At 43.1% G+C, this 14148-nt stretch carries 14 protein-coding genes; 8 read left to right on the top strand and 6 right to left on the bottom strand.

The annotated features are described in order from the left end of the window. Positions 1 to 6: 6 nt before the first annotated feature. The 4 genes from B9N78_RS12285 to B9N78_RS12300 all read left to right on the top strand — a co-directional run bounded on the left by B9N78_RS12285 (position 7) and on the right by B9N78_RS12300 (position 4685). A complete protein-coding gene (locus B9N78_RS12285; protein ID WP_085102693.1) occupies positions 7 to 1653 on the top strand; it encodes an AMP-binding protein in 1647 nt (548 codons plus the stop codon). A gap of 137 nt (positions 1654 to 1790) precedes the next feature. Next, entirely contained in the window at positions 1791 to 2348 is a 558-nt protein-coding gene (locus B9N78_RS12290; RefSeq protein WP_085102694.1) for a helix-turn-helix domain-containing protein, read from the top strand. Between the two features lie 18 nt (positions 2349 to 2366). Then, positions 2367 to 4013, top strand: a complete 1647-nt coding sequence (locus tag B9N78_RS12295; RefSeq protein ID WP_085102696.1) for an AMP-binding protein — start codon at positions 2367 to 2369, stop codon at positions 4011 to 4013. 222 nt (positions 4014 to 4235) lie between these two features. Beyond that, positions 4236 to 4685, top strand: a complete 450-nt coding sequence (locus B9N78_RS12300; RefSeq protein WP_085102698.1) for a DUF4234 domain-containing protein — start codon at positions 4236 to 4238, stop codon at positions 4683 to 4685. Between the two features lie 130 nt (positions 4686 to 4815). On the opposite strand, the gene B9N78_RS12305 is transcribed toward B9N78_RS12300, so the two are convergent. The 5 genes from B9N78_RS12305 to buk form a co-directional block, all read right to left on the bottom strand. Further along, complete coding sequence (locus B9N78_RS12305) at positions 4816 to 5721, bottom strand: serine O-acetyltransferase (RefSeq protein ID WP_085102700.1); 906 nt, start codon at positions 5719 to 5721, stop codon at positions 4816 to 4818. A 10-nt stretch (positions 5722 to 5731) separates the two neighbouring features. Continuing rightward, positions 5732 to 6655, bottom strand: a complete 924-nt coding sequence (gene cysK, locus B9N78_RS12310; protein ID WP_085102702.1) for a cysteine synthase A — start codon at positions 6653 to 6655, stop codon at positions 5732 to 5734. Between the two features lie 170 nt (positions 6656 to 6825). Beyond that, complete coding sequence (nifS, locus tag B9N78_RS12315) at positions 6826 to 8013, bottom strand: cysteine desulfurase NifS (RefSeq protein ID WP_085102704.1); 1188 nt, start codon at positions 8011 to 8013, stop codon at positions 6826 to 6828. Between the two features lies 1 nt (position 8014). Further along, positions 8015 to 8851 (bottom strand): Fe-S cluster assembly protein NifU, encoded by an 837-nt coding sequence (nifU, locus tag B9N78_RS12320; RefSeq protein WP_085102706.1) that lies wholly within the window; start codon positions 8849 to 8851, stop codon positions 8015 to 8017. Between the two features lie 231 nt (positions 8852 to 9082). Beyond that, positions 9083 to 10192, bottom strand: coding sequence for a butyrate kinase (buk, locus tag B9N78_RS12325; protein ID WP_085102708.1), 1110 nt, complete (start codon positions 10190 to 10192; stop codon positions 9083 to 9085). A gap of 226 nt (positions 10193 to 10418) precedes the next feature. Between buk and B9N78_RS12330 the strand changes: the two genes are divergently transcribed. Continuing rightward, positions 10419 to 11039, top strand: coding sequence for a TetR/AcrR family transcriptional regulator (locus B9N78_RS12330; RefSeq protein WP_085102710.1), 621 nt, complete (start codon positions 10419 to 10421; stop codon positions 11037 to 11039). 33 nt (positions 11040 to 11072) lie between these two features. On the opposite strand, the gene B9N78_RS12335 is transcribed toward B9N78_RS12330, so the two are convergent. Continuing rightward, positions 11073 to 11372 (bottom strand): hypothetical protein, encoded by a 300-nt coding sequence (locus B9N78_RS12335; RefSeq protein ID WP_085102712.1) that lies wholly within the window; start codon positions 11370 to 11372, stop codon positions 11073 to 11075. Between the two features lie 300 nt (positions 11373 to 11672). Between B9N78_RS12335 and B9N78_RS12340 the strand changes: the two genes are divergently transcribed. The 3 genes from B9N78_RS12340 to B9N78_RS12350 all read left to right on the top strand — a co-directional run bounded on the left by B9N78_RS12340 (position 11673) and on the right by B9N78_RS12350 (position 13976). Next, positions 11673 to 12254 (top strand): TetR/AcrR family transcriptional regulator, encoded by a 582-nt coding sequence (locus B9N78_RS12340; RefSeq protein WP_085102714.1) that lies wholly within the window; start codon positions 11673 to 11675, stop codon positions 12252 to 12254. Positions 12255 to 12441: 187 nt separating this feature from the next. Next, positions 12442 to 13014 carry a DUF1007 family protein gene (locus B9N78_RS12345; protein WP_137982535.1) on the top strand — a complete coding sequence of 191 codons (573 nt, stop codon included), beginning with the start codon at positions 12442 to 12444 and terminating at the stop codon, positions 13012 to 13014. Beyond that, a complete protein-coding gene (locus B9N78_RS12350; RefSeq protein ID WP_085102718.1) occupies positions 13011 to 13976 on the top strand; it encodes a nickel/cobalt transporter in 966 nt (321 codons plus the stop codon). The genes B9N78_RS12345 and B9N78_RS12350 overlap by 4 nt, the downstream gene beginning before the upstream one ends. Positions 13977 to 14148: the final 172 nt, after the last annotated feature.

Raw genomic sequence — 14148 nt, forward strand, 5'->3', positions numbered from 1 at the left:
AATAACATGGAAAAATCACATCTCAGGGAAATAACTCTCGGTGCTCTTCTTGATGAGACCGTCGAAAAATGGCCTGACAATGAAGCTGTTGTCTACGTTGATCGGGATTTCAGAGCAACTTACCGTGAATTCGGAACAATGGTTGATGATCTGGCTATGGGGCTTATGGCTCTAGGTATCAAAAAAGGTGAAAAAGTAGCGATATGGGCAACAAACGTCCCTTACTGGGTAGCTTTGCAGTTTGCCACAGCCAAAATCGGAGCGATTCTTCTTACAGTTAATACTTTTTACCGCACGACTGAGCTGGAATATCTTCTCAAGCAATCCGAATGCGAGAACCTAGTCATAATCGACGGTTTCAGAGAAATTGATTACATCAACACAACCTATGAACTAATCCCTGAACTGCGTACTCATGAAAGGGGTTATCTTCAAAGTGATAAATTCCCTGACCTTAAAAGAGTTTTCTTTCTGGGACAGGAAAAGCACCGCGGCATGTACTCCATGCCTGAAGTTATAAACCTCGCTGCAGTTACTTCCGACGAAGAATATGAAGAAAGACAAGCATCCCTGAATCCTCATGATGTTATCAATATGCAGTACACCTCCGGAACCACAGGGTTCCCCAAAGGTGTACAGCTCACACACTACAATATTGCTAACAACGGATACTGGATCGGAGAAAATCAGGGGTTTACGTCAAACGACAGGCTTTGTCTGCCTGTTCCACTCTTCCACTGCTTCGGTTGCGTGCTCGGTGTGCTTGCCGCCGTCAACCACGGCACGACACTGGTCATCCTTGAAGGATTTGATCCGCTATTAGTCATGGCTTCCATTGATCAGGAAAAGTGCACGGCTTTATACGGCGTGCCTACAATGTTCATTGCTATTCTTGACCACAAACTTTTCAATAAATTCAATTACTCCTCCCTGCGCACCGGAATCATGGCCGGTTCTCCATGCCCTGTTGAAGTTATGAAAACGGTCATGGACAAAATGAACATGAAAGACATCACTATCTGTTACGGCTTAACCGAAGCATCACCGGTTATGACGCAGACTCGTATGGACGATGATCTAGAACGCAGAACTGCTTCCGTAGGCCGCGCTATGCCTGAAATTGAAGTTGCGATTATCCACCCTGAAAGCGGTAAGAAATGCACTTACGGCGAAACAGGTGAAATCTGCTGTCGCGGCTACAATGTTATGAAAGGATACTACAAAAACCCTGAAGCCACTGCGGCTAATATTGACATTAACGGCTGGCTCCATTCCGGCGACCTCGGTGTTATGGATGAGCAGGGCTATGTCGCTGTTACCGGAAGGCTCAAAGATATGATTATTCGCGGCGGAGAAAACATCTACCCGCGTGAAATTGAAGAATTCCTGTACACAATGGACGGCATACTGGATATTCAAGTTGCCGGAGTTCCAAGTGAAAAATTCGGGGAACAGGTAGGGGCATTCATCATTCTTAAAGACAACGTTGAGATGACTCCTGAAGATGTTGCAGACTATTGCAGAGGAAAAATATCGAAGTATAAAATTCCTAAATTCATTGCGTTCATTGAAGCTTACCCCATGACAGCCAGTGGCAAAATTCAAAAATATAAGCTCAGAGAACTTGCTAGAGAAATGTTCCCAGATGCTTAAAAAACAAAGAAAACTGCATTTTAAAAATCTTTTAATCTGAATTACCAGATTAAATTATAAATTTACGGGGATTTTTATCAAGATCAGTAAAGTCCCCGTTTTTTTAATATGATCCATCAATTCAGGGAGGCTGCTGCATGAGTAATAATAAGGCATACAAGGAAATTGCTCCGCGACTCAGAGGGATTAGAGATGCTGTGGATATGACTACAACGCAGCTGGCGGAAAAAGTCGGTGTAGAACCGTCTCTGGTTGAAAAATATGAATCAGGTGAACATGAAATCCCTGTCAGTTACCTAATGGACGTTGCACACGTCTGCGGTGTGGATCTCACTGTCCTTATTTCCGGCAATGAATCCCATCTGACGAACTACGCTCTTGTACGCAAGGGTAAAGGGTTCAGTGTAGACAGGCGTAAAGACTACGACTACAAAAATCTTGCTTCAACCTTTGTCGGCAGGCGCATGGAACCTTTCATGATTGAAGTTCCGGCTAAAAAGCCTGAGGATATGAATTTTACCACACATCGCGGGCAGGAATTCATTTATGTTCTGGAGGGCAAGTTGGAGCTGAGGCTTGATGACAGTATACTGATACTTGAAGCCGGAGACTCCTTATACTTCGACTCCAATACCCCTCATGCTATGCGCGGTTTAGACGAAAAATCCGCCCGTATGCTGGACGTAATTTTATAATTCAGTCAGGAGCATCACATGCAGAAAATGAATTTCAGCTCCTACTCGGAGTTCTGTGAAAAGTACAAAGTTGAAGTCCCCGATAATTTCAACTTTGCTTTCGATGTAGTCGATAAATTTGCGGCAAAAACACCAAAACGTTCGGCAATGATTCACATTGATCCTGACGGAGTCCGCGCTGAAAAAGATTTTGAATTTTTCTCCAAGGAATCTGCAAGACTGGCTAATGGACTTACCAAAGCGGGGATATCCAAAGGCGACAGAGTTATGATTATCCTGTATCGCCGCATAGACTGGTGGATTTCAATGCTTGCCTGTCATAAAGTCGGTGCGGTTCCGGTCCCGTCACCCAATCTGCTGACTGTTAAGGATATTGAATTCCGCGTTAATTTTGCAAAAATTAAATGTATTATTACTGAAGATTCTGTTGCAGACAGAGTTGAAGCCGCAAAGGCAAAATGCCCTTCTTTAAAAGTACTTGTTCAGGCAGGCCACGGTAAACTTGCTGAAGGCTGGCTGGATATGGACAGCCTGCGGGCCGAAAGTTCAGACGATTTTCCCCGTCCGGCCGACTGCGCCTGCGGTGACGACCCTCTGCTCATTTTCTTTTCATCAGGAACCACCGGACTGCCTAAAATGGTGGAACATACTCACAACTATCCTCTTGGACATTTCACCACAGGTGCATACTGGCATGACCTCGGGCCCGGCAATATTCATTTAACTCTTGCCGATACAGGCTGGGGAAAAGCTGTTTGGGGTAAATTCTACGGGCAGTGGATGGCCGGAGCTGTTGTTTTCACTTGGGATTTCCGTGGTAAATTTGACCCTGCAGAGTTGCTGCACGTTATTGCTGAACAAAAAATCACATCTTTCTGCGCTCCTCCGACTGTTTACAGATTTATGATCCGTGAAGATCTCACCAAATACGATCTTTCCTCCCTGACTCATTGCACAACCGCAGGGGAACTTCTTAATGCTTCTGTTTTTGAAGCGTGGAAAGAAGCAACAGGACTCCCTCTTTACGAAGGATACGGTCAGACTGAATCCACTTTGCAGATTGCAACATTCCCCCACATGGTTCCAAAGCCAGGTTCTATCGGCAAACCTTGTCCCGGATGGGATATTGCTTTGATAGATACAGAAGGGAATAAATGCGCAGCAGGTGAAGAAGGCCAGATCTGTGTAAGAATAGATCCTGCCAAACCGATAGGACTGTTCACGGGGTATCTTGATGAACCTGAAAAGACTGCAAGCGCAATTGTTGACGGTTACTATCAGACCGGTGATAAAGCATGGATGGACGAGGACGGTTACTTCTGGTTCCTCGGTAGAACTGATGACCTCATTAAGAGCTCAGGTTACCGCATCGGGCCTTTTGAAGTAGAAAGCGCACTCATTACCCACCCTGCGGTCATTGAATCTGCTGTGACAGGCATTCCCGACCCGGTACGAGGTCAGGCCGTTAAAGCTACCGTTGTTTTGGCAGAAGGCTTTACCGTATCAGATGAATTGACCAAGGAACTGCAAAACCATGTAAAAAAGGTAACAGCTCCCTACAAATATCCCAGAGTTATCGATTACGTGACTGAACTGCCTAAGACAATCAGCGGTAAAATTAAACGTGCTGAGATCAGGGCTAAAGACGAAGAAAATTATAAATAAAATTCATTCAGAATATAATATTAAAAGTCCCTTTGGTGCACGAACACTAAAGGGACTTTTTTAATGGAAACAACAATGAGCTTGGAATTGACCTGCAAGTCGAATTGCATAACACTGCACGGACTAATCCTGATAATAACTTAACCAACTTTTTTTGATTAATAATTTAAATTCAGGGATGAACAAAATTTGGGTAACGGCCAAATTCACAAAGGGGAAATTATGAATGATATTAATCAACTAAAAAATAGAATCAACACTAAAACCTTGAACTTTTTGTTACTTACAATCGTAACTTTTGGAATATATCCACTCATGTGGATACATAAGAACCATAACATCATAAGTGAAGTTACAAAAATAAGCATTTTTAAAGACTCTTACACTATTATAATGGCGGTATGTGTCGGGCTTGAGAGCTTTGCGGGATTTGACATACAGATAGACTTACTGCTGATAATACCAGAAGTAGTATTAGGTGTTTTCTATGTTATGTTTTCACTGAACGCGCGAAAAGCTTTACAAGCGTATGCCTTGAATGAATACAAAATTAAACTTAAAATGAACTATTTATATACTATTATATTCTCTGCTTACTATATAAATTACTGTATTAATGATTTACCGAATGACTTGAATAAATCACAGCTTTCAGGCGATAATATTGCGTAACAGAAACGCTGAACATATCCGCAAGCGATCCATTACGGAAACTTATTTTGAATAAAGCTCAGTAACAACAAAGGGCGGGAAGCTAAAACTTCCCGCCCTTCTCAATATAAAACTTAAGCAAACTCTTAAATTACATATTAAGATCCTGCTCCCTGTCTTGAAGCAATCTTTCTCCGGCGGCAACAGATCTCGTAATCCAGACGTTACCACCGATAACAGTACCTTTGCCGATAGTAATCCTGCCTAAAATGGTAGCTCCGGAATAAACAATTACATCATCTTCTACTATTGGATGACGGGCGATGCCCTTAATTAAATTACCGGAATCATCCTGTGGAAAACTCTTAGCCCCAAGGGTTACGCCCTGATAAAGACGAACATTGCGACCGATAATACAGGTTTCACCGATAACAGTACCCGTTCCATGATCAATAAAGAAATGTTCTCCGATTTGAGCTCCCGGATGAATATCGATTCCGGTTTTAGAATGAGCCATTTCACCGATAATTCTAGGAATCAGATCCACGTTCAACTTATAAAGTTCATGCGCAATGCGGTGATGAGTCAAAGCTGTGATGCTCGGATAACAGAAAATAGTTTCGCCAGGGCTTTTAGAGGCCGGGTCACCTACGTAAGCGGCTTGTACGTCAGTTGCCAGAAGCTTACGAATCTGCGGAAGCTTGGACATAAATTCACCGGCAATACGCCTTGCCTGTGCATCGCAATCATTGCAATTACGTTCGTCAGTATTGCAAAAAAAGCAATGCCCGCGTGAAATCTGCTCCACAAGTATTCTGTAAGCGATATCAAGACTGCCGCCGATATGATAACGCATGGTATCCGGGCGAATCTCTGAATCACCGAAATATCCGGGGAAAATCACGGCGCGAAGACGTTCAACAAGTTCCCCCAAAGCATCAAGTGAAGGCATCGGGCGATCATGCTCAGGCATATGATAAACAGCCTGATATGACTCTTCCTCACATAGGGCATCAACTACATCTGACAACATCGGAGCTGCAAGCTTACTTACCATTCTATTAACCTTAATCCTTAAAAAGCGCGGTGCTTAGATAACGTTCACCGGTGTCGGGAACTATGAAAACAACCAGCTTATCTTTATTTTCTTCACGTTTTGCAATTTCAATTGCAGCATGGGCCGCGGCTCCGGCAGAAATTCCACATAAAATGCCTTCTTCCACTATAAGCCTGTGAGCGACTCTCAAAGCGTCAGCGTCGTCAACTTTGAATACTTCGTCAATAATTTCAGTTTGGAGCACCTCAGGCACAAATCCGGCGCCGATACCCTGAATTCCATGAGGTGACGGAGAGCCACCCGAAAGGACTGGGGACTTAGAAGGTTCAACGGCCACAATTTTTACAGCAGGATTGTGTTCTTTCAGGACAGAACCGACTCCTGTGATTGTTCCGCCGGTACCGACTCCGCACACAAAAATATCAACTTTGCCATCGGTATCTCGCCAGATTTCTTTTGCGGTTCCGTTGCGATGAGCTTTGGGGTTGTCTTTATTGGCAAACTGCATGGGTAAAAAAGAACCGGGATTTTCAGCGGCAATTTCACGGGCTTTCTCAATAGCTCCGGTCATCCCTTTAGGGGCGGGAGTCAAAACAAGTTCCGCTCCGAACCCTTTAAGCAAATCTTTCCGTTCCTGACTCATGCTCTCAGGCATAGTCAAAATAAGTTTATACCCCTTTACAGCGCATACAAAGGCAAGACCTATTCCGGTATTTCCGCTGGTAGGCTCAACAACTACAGATCCTTTTTTTAGATCTCCCCGTTTCTCAGCCTCTTCAATCATTGATACACCGATACGGTCTTTAACGGACGAACACGGATTAAAGAACTCAAGCTTGGCTGCAACAGTGGCTACGCAGCCATCTGCAGTACGGTTAAGTTTAACCATCGGAGTATCGCCAACCAGTGAAATCATTGAGTCATGTATGTTCATCTGCCCCTCGTTTTAGTTTTAGAGCTTAAAAAACAGCCGTTTCCGCTTGAGGTATATAGGTAGCAACTTATTTTGCAGAGTCAACTCCTACCCAAAAAACACGGACGAGAAACCTGTTTAAAATGTTCCCCGTCCGCAATAACAATCAGATTACTAAGAAGCTTTATTTATTAATGATCTTCTACCCAGTCTAAACCTTCATCGCCGCGTCTGAACGGTGAAAATTCACGCAATCTGCTGATGATCGGAGGAAGCTCTTTTAGAACCAGATCAATATCTTCATCAGTATTGTAAACAGACAAGGAGAATCTGAGCGACCCATGAGCGTAAGTGAACGGAACTCCCATTGCACGAAGTACGTGCGAAGGCTCCAGACTTCCGGAAGTACAGGCGGATCCGGAACTTGCGCATATACCGAATTGGTCAAGCAGAAGAAGCATTGCTTCCCCTTCAATATACTTAAACGCAATGCTCAAAGTGTTAGGCAGCCTTTCAGCTCCGACACCATTCACCATCGCATCAGGGATAGTCGCCATGAGTCCTTTTTCAAGCCTGTCGCGCATTGCTCTGACTCTGGTATTTTCTTCTCCGATATGCTTAACCGCAAGGTCCATAGCCACACCGAGTCCTACAATACCCGGAATATTTTCTGTTCCGCCTCTGCGTCCGAGCTCCTGATGTCCACCCAGCATAAATGGTCTGAACGGAGTGTTGCGACGTAAAAAGAGAACACCTACTCCTTTGGGAGCATGGATCTTATGCCCTGACATAGCCAGATAATCCACAGGTAAAGTTTTCAAATCAATAGGAATTTTTCCTATAGCCTGAACTGCGTCAGTATGGAAAAGAACGCCGCGTTCCTTTGTAATCTGGACCATTTCTTCAATGGGAGAAATAACACCGGATTCATTGTTTGCATACATAACTGAAACAAGAGCAGTGTCCGGCCTGATTGCTCTGCGAAGCTGGTCGAGGTCCATACGCCCGTCAGAATCAACCCCGAGGAGAGTTATGTCATACCCTTTGCGTTCAAGGTGCTTAGCTACATTTAAGACCGCAGGATGTTCCACGCGGGTAGTGATAATATGCTTCTTTTCCGGCTGTGATTCAATTGCGGAATGGATTGCGGTGTTATCGCCTTCAGTTCCGCAAGAAGTGAATATTATCTCTGAGGGACTGCAACCGAGTCCGGCCGCGATCTTTTCTCTGGCTTCAGACAATAATCTTCCTGAATTTCCGCCGAGGCCGTGCATACTGGAAGGATTTCCGTATTCAGATTCAAGCAAGGGCAGAATTGCTTCCCGAACTTCAGGGGCAACCATTGTTGTTGCGTTGTTATCAAGATATACTGGACGCATCTTAAGCCTCCCGAACGGTTATAGCTTCTTCAACTGTTTCCTTCAGCCTGCGCTCAACAAAATCCTTAAGCGTCAGATTGCTGGAAGGACAGCCCACGCAAGATCCGCGCAGAGAAACAATTACGACCGTTCCTTCAATATCAATAAGTTCTATATCCCCGCCGTCCTTGTGAAGAGCCGGGCGGATTTCTTCTTCAATTGTCTGCGAAACAAGCTGGAAACGCTTGATGTTGGTGAGCTTGACCGGCTTTACCTCAAGAGGCTTCACACCCGGAGCACCAAAGCGGACTTCGTCGATGATCTGCTTGATTCTGCCGTGACATTCCTCACAACCTCCACCTGCCTTGGTAAAGTTGGTTACTTCTTCAAGTGTGGTCAGCTTATTTTCAAGGACGGCCTTCTTGATCTGCAAGTCGGTAACGCCGAAACACTTACAAACGATTTCACCTTCCGGAGCAGGAGCGGCATCCAGTCCTCTATAACGCCTGATGGCATCATCAAGAGCTTCCTGTCCCATTACAGAACAGTGCATCTTTTCCTTCGGCAGTCCGCCAAGTGCTTCAGCTATATCCTTATTAGTGACCTTTTCAGCTTCTTCAATTGTCATTCCCTTTACCATCTCAGTTAAAACCGAGCTTGAGGCAATGGCGCTTGCACAACCGAAAGTCTGAAACTTTGCATCTTCAATACGGCCTTCGTCATCTATCTTAAGAAAAAGGCGTAATGCATCTCCGCAGGAAAGACTTCCTACTTCACCGACAGCATCTGCATTTTCAATGGTACCGCTATTCTTTGGATTCAAAAAATGTTCTCGAACCTTGTCTGTATATTCCCACATGATCTTCTCCGCGTCCCGATTGCAGGGATGAATATTTATAAGCCGGATTCCGGAACAGGCCGGACGACTTTGTTCTACCTAAAATATACGCACTTCTCAGCTATTGTGAAGACAAAAAAACACGACAAGAATCATCTTACTATTCAAGCATGATAAAGAACGCACTGTTTCATACCTTTTTGGTATAGATTATTTTACGCTCAAACTATTTTGTGTGCAACAATAATATACTTACTTCTCAACTTTCGAAGAAGGAATTGCCAAATATTCAATAGGATTCAAGTCGTTACGAAGAACAGCCAACCCTCCGCGCGCCATTACTTCCATCTCTTCCAGCCCTGTTACCGCATATACTTTTGCGATAGAGCAGGTCATACCTTGCACCGCACTGACAAGCCTTTGACTTCTGGCTCCGCCGCCGGTGAGGATAATTGCGTTCACAGGATTATTAACATCATCCTTCATCAAGGCCGGAACAAATGAGCTTATATACTTTGAAAGATTGTAGGTAAGCCCGTCAAAAACAAGCTTTGCTTCTTTATCTCCAGCGTCGATACGACCTTTAACTTCCCGCAAATCATTTGTCCCGAGCAGGCCGAAAACACCTGAACCGGAGGTGATTTTTTTGCGCAGTTCCTCATAAGAAAACTTACCTGAGTTTAATAAATCAAGTACCGGCAGAAGCGGCAGACTCCCTGACCTCTCAGGAGTAAACGGGCCTTCCCCGTCAAGCGCGTTTATCACGTCTACAACCAGTCCGTATCTGTGCGCACCGATCGAGACGCCGCCCCCGATATGAGCCACAATAAATTTACCTTTCTCATATTCAATGCCGAGCTTTGCGGCAACAGTCCTAGCCACACCTCTTTGACTGAGCGCGTGAAAAACGCTTCTGCGAGTAATTTCTGGGAAACCCGTAATTTTTGCTACCGGGTCCATCTCATCGGTAACAACGGGGTCCATAATCATTGCAGGCACGGACCATTTTGCGGCTAAATCGCGAGCAATAATTGCACCCAGGTTACAAGGATGAGAACCGTACTTTGCACTTTCAAGGTCAGTAATCATTTCATCATTTACTAAATAAGCACCACCTGGAATCGGTCTAAGTAAACCGCCCCTTCCTACAACAATATCAGGTGGCCCTTCTTTTAAAGAATCTTCAATCAGTGAAAAAATCTGAGCAGTGCGGAAACCTTTCTGATCAATTACTGTAGAATATTTATCTATAGTCTCACGAGGATGCTGTACCTCTGCATCAAAATAAAGTTCACTGTTGCAGAAAATTGCAACTTTTGTAGATGTTGAACCGGGGTTAATTACAAGAATTTTATATTCCATCTTTTTTCCTCATAAGAATCTTTCACGTATGGTCGTGTCACTATGCGAGAAAAAGGGAAAAAATTAAAGTTTTTTAGTTCCTACTACTTTGATGGATTTTATGTCTTACGCGCTAATTTACATTACCTTAAAGCGAAACTTCCTTGACTAAGATCAAGCAGACATTCATGAGTTCTAACAGGATTGAACTTTCGATTCATAACTTAAACTTTGCGGACGGATTTAAATGGTCCTAAAACTTGTTCCCATAAATACACTAACTGATACACGCAAAAAAATACTTCATGCAGCATATAAATGTCTGGCACAAACAGGCTTCAACCGTATCACTGTTGATGAAATAGCTTTACGATCCGGGATTTCAAGAAAAGTTATTTTCCATTACTATAAAGGGCTTAAAAATCTTTTAAGCGACCTCGGCGAATCAAGTTTCTACTGGCCAAGCACAGAAGAACTTTTAGCCAATGCTCCAGAGGACTTCCCGGATATCTGTCCTGAAGAGCAGGTCGCTGCATTCTTCCTTTCACTCCGCAAAGAGCTGGAAGAAAGGCCCGAGACCTTAAGAATAATGGCTTGGGAAATGCTTGAACGCTCAGATTTATCAGACGAGCTGGAAGATGTGCGCGTAAGAACAGCCTTGGAATTTTTTGAACATTTAGGACCTGACGTGCCTGACGAAGTAGACCTTGCGGCAGCAATAGCTCTATTAGGCGGCGGGATTTCTTACCTGGCCATCCGTTCACTAAACACCAAGACCTACGGCGGGGTGAGCCTGCAGGATGAAATAGGCTGGGAAAGGCTTGAGCATGCCATGCATTGCATGCTCAAGGGATTACTTTTCCCGTAAATATTAACAGGCAAAATATATTTTAATGCATTTTTAACGGCTAAGCCTGTAAAACATAACAAGCGGTGAAGAAAGCAGCATAATAAGCAGGGCCATATTTTGCGGAACTATCTGCTGAACTCCGACAAGTACTCCCGTAAGGATTAAAATCCACGGAATACAGCCCTTCACATAAACCTGTCCAAGGGGACCGAACAGCAAACAAAGCAGCATACCTATCCAAAGAATTCTCGGTTTAATTTTCCTAAGCCGTAACCCTAACCATATAGGAATAAAAGTAGCCCCGATAATCAATAATATAACAGGTATATATCCAGCATTAAATTCTGACATTTCAGTTTCTCCTTATTTTCAATCCATTTTATAAAAACAGCGTCCTAGCTTTCAAACTGCATTTGCATTATGTAATAATATCATATTGCTTACTGCTTATCAGCCATGAAAATACTCGAAAAACCAGCCCGTTAATATGATTAAATAATGCTTCCATACATTTTACAGAGAGTTTGACCGGAAAACGAAAGAATACTAATGGAAATAGCGAACAATTTTAAATGATCTCCGGCCTGCTCATTTGCATGTTCTTTATGGATAAAAGTAGACCGTCAACCTCAACTTTGCCAGAGAGAGTCTATGAAAGGTAAAAACAAAAAAGACGCCATACTTTACGCTGCGCAGGAAACTTTCGGGCGGTACGGATATGCGGGAACAACCGTTAAAATGATTTCCGAACGGGCTGGGGTGGCTTTCGGACTTGTCTCACACTATTTCGGTTCAAAAGAAGAACTGTTTCTAACAGCCGGCATTGCCCTTGTTGACAGTCTAATGGAACATCTAACCGCAGAAATCCGTGAAACAACTTCAGGAATTGATGGTGTTGCAACCTTCATGAGAAGTTACCTGCAATTCACCTTGAAATATCGCAACACTTTCCCGATTCTGCTTCGTTGTTCCCCTTTCAGTGACGTGCAGATTGATATGGACCGGACAAAGATTACAATTAAATTTCAACAGCTTTTAAATATTATCAGGGAATGTGTTAACCGGGGGATTGAAGACGGTTCCATCAGGGAAGTCTCGGTTGATGATACTACCACTATAATTTATTCCAATATTGTCGGTACTGTTAGAACCAGATTTCTTTCACCGTACGATCTACCTAATCTGTATGAAGAAACAACAGAATTCGTTACCAGAAGTATCAGATCCCGTTAAGATATTCCGGCAAGAATGACTAAGAGGAAAAGACCTGTGCTCCTATTCAGCAGAGGCTTTTTTTCTTCGTATTCTCCTTTATACGTTTGACACAATAATCCACCTCTTCCATTGGTCCCCCATGAAAAATGATGCCTCGATACTATTTAAAAAAATCAGCTGTCCCCTCTCAGTGTTTTTTTTAATTATGGTCCCGCAACTAATGCTGCTTGCCCCGAATCAAGCCGAAGCGCATCCACATGTTTTTGTGGACAGTTCTTTAACATTTGAATTCGACTCACAGGGACTTAAAGGGATCAGAGAAAAATGGTGGTTTGACGAGATGTTTGCGTCCATGATCCTTGGAGATTTCGATACAGATCATAACAACAAGCTTTCTGAGGAAGAAGCAAAAGCCCTTAAGGACGGAGCTTTTATTAATCTCAAAAAATTCAATTTCTTCACAACAATCCTGATTGACGGACTTCCTTATACCGCGACTGAAGCAACAGAGTTTAATCCATCTATTGAGAAAGGCACTCTTGTTTATGAATTTTTTATTCCCTGTAAAGTATTGGAAAACAATAAAAAACACACTGTGTTAGCAACTAATATAGATAAAAGTTTATACACTGCATTTCAAATGAACCCGCAAAATAAAATTAAAAATATTCCACCTACACTTACAGCTCGATTAGATTTTGATATTGCAGAAGAGCTAACCTCCCCTATTACTCAAATGGCACCTGAAGCTGCCTTTCTTACCTTTGGTCCGAAATGAAATATAAAATATCTTTTTCGCTTCTGCTCTCTCTGATGCTCGCTGCTGCGGTAACATTTTTTTCACCTATAGCCGAAGCAGCAACCAACCCTTTTCTAACACCCAAAGCGGGGAGTGTTGAGTCTGTAAAGCCGACAGAAAAGAATACCCCAACTGAACGCATTGAAATTATAAACAATCATTCAAGAACTCTTTACGACTCTATCCTCACCGAAATAACCGTTTTGCAAAAAGAGATACGGATAAAATTGGCAGGCTTTGCCAAAGATATAAAGAAAAATAATTTCGGCAAATCTTTCTGGCTTTTCCTTGTATTTTCCTTTGCATACGGGGTTGTTCATGCAATTGGTCCCGGACATGGTAAATCTGTGGTATGTGCTTTTTTCCTTTCACGCCGTGGAACCATGTACTCTGCAATGTTTATGTCATGGCTTATCACTCTGGTACATGTGGGATCTGCAACTGCGGCTGTATGTCTTGCGTATCTACTTCTAAGCAGTGGGATGTCCGGTTTTGAAAATTTCAGTTACCATTTGCAAACAGCAAGCTTTGCAATGGTTTCACTTATAGGTCTATGGATTTTCTATAGTGTGCTCAGATCATTCTTTAAAAAAAATCGTAAGGAGCACAGTTCCAAGCCAGCCAAATGCGCTTCGCTGACAGAGATTACAATTGTTGCATTTGTAACGGGACTTGTTCCATGTCCCGGAGCCGCCATTATTCTGGTGTATACTCTTTCAACAGGTATTTTATGGGCAGGGTTAACAGCCATGCTGTTCCTTGCAACAGGAATGGCGTTAACGACGTCAACTTTCGCCATTCTCGCTGCAAAAACAAGCTTTGCCATGGACCAAGCAGCAAAAAGAAAAACGGCACAAATACTCTACAAAGCTATATCTCTTTTAGCTTCACTAATAATTATTTTATTCGGAATCCTAATGCTATACTCTCACCTCAAATAAGAATCTTAAATAACGAACCAATTTCACGATAAAACGAAAAACACTGCCATCCACAATAATCCCACTCTTTTCATGACAGCTCCTCTTATTAATGATACTAAATATTCTAATCACATTTTCCTCAAGTAAAGAAACCCGCTCAAGAATAACTAAATAAAAAGTTCTTTCTGTT

The organism is Desulfovibrio gilichinskyi, assembly GCF_900177375.1.
GTDB lineage: Bacteria > Desulfobacterota > Desulfovibrionia > Desulfovibrionales > Desulfovibrionaceae > Maridesulfovibrio > Maridesulfovibrio gilichinskyi.

What these genes read in the sequence shown, in the direction of transcription:
- B9N78_RS12285 (WP_085102693.1), top strand. Translation starts at nt 7, where the DNA reads ATGGAAAAATCACATCTCAGGGAAATAACTCTCGGTGCTCTTCTTGAT.
- B9N78_RS12290 (WP_085102694.1), top strand. Translation starts at nt 1,791, where the DNA reads ATGAGTAATAATAAGGCATACAAGGAAATTGCTCCGCGACTCAGAGGG.
- B9N78_RS12295 (WP_085102696.1), top strand. Translation starts at nt 2,367, where the DNA reads ATGCAGAAAATGAATTTCAGCTCCTACTCGGAGTTCTGTGAAAAGTAC.
- B9N78_RS12300 (WP_085102698.1), top strand. Translation starts at nt 4,236, where the DNA reads ATGAATGATATTAATCAACTAAAAAATAGAATCAACACTAAAACCTTG.
- B9N78_RS12305 (WP_085102700.1), bottom strand. Translation starts at nt 5,721, where the DNA reads ATGGTAAGTAAGCTTGCAGCTCCGATGTTGTCAGATGTAGTTGATGCC.
- cysK (WP_085102702.1), bottom strand. Translation starts at nt 6,655, where the DNA reads ATGAACATACATGACTCAATGATTTCACTGGTTGGCGATACTCCGATG.
- nifS (WP_085102704.1), bottom strand. Translation starts at nt 8,013, where the DNA reads ATGCGTCCAGTATATCTTGATAACAACGCAACAACAATGGTTGCCCCT.
- nifU (WP_085102706.1), bottom strand. Translation starts at nt 8,851, where the DNA reads ATGTGGGAATATACAGACAAGGTTCGAGAACATTTTTTGAATCCAAAG.
- buk (WP_085102708.1), bottom strand. Translation starts at nt 10,192, where the DNA reads ATGGAATATAAAATTCTTGTAATTAACCCCGGTTCAACATCTACAAAA.
- B9N78_RS12330 (WP_085102710.1), top strand. Translation starts at nt 10,419, where the DNA reads ATGGTCCTAAAACTTGTTCCCATAAATACACTAACTGATACACGCAAA.
- B9N78_RS12335 (WP_085102712.1), bottom strand. Translation starts at nt 11,372, where the DNA reads ATGTCAGAATTTAATGCTGGATATATACCTGTTATATTATTGATTATC.
- B9N78_RS12340 (WP_085102714.1), top strand. Translation starts at nt 11,673, where the DNA reads ATGAAAGGTAAAAACAAAAAAGACGCCATACTTTACGCTGCGCAGGAA.
- B9N78_RS12345 (WP_137982535.1), top strand. Translation starts at nt 12,442, where the DNA reads ATGGTCCCGCAACTAATGCTGCTTGCCCCGAATCAAGCCGAAGCGCAT.
- B9N78_RS12350 (WP_085102718.1), top strand. Translation starts at nt 13,011, where the DNA reads ATGAAATATAAAATATCTTTTTCGCTTCTGCTCTCTCTGATGCTCGCT.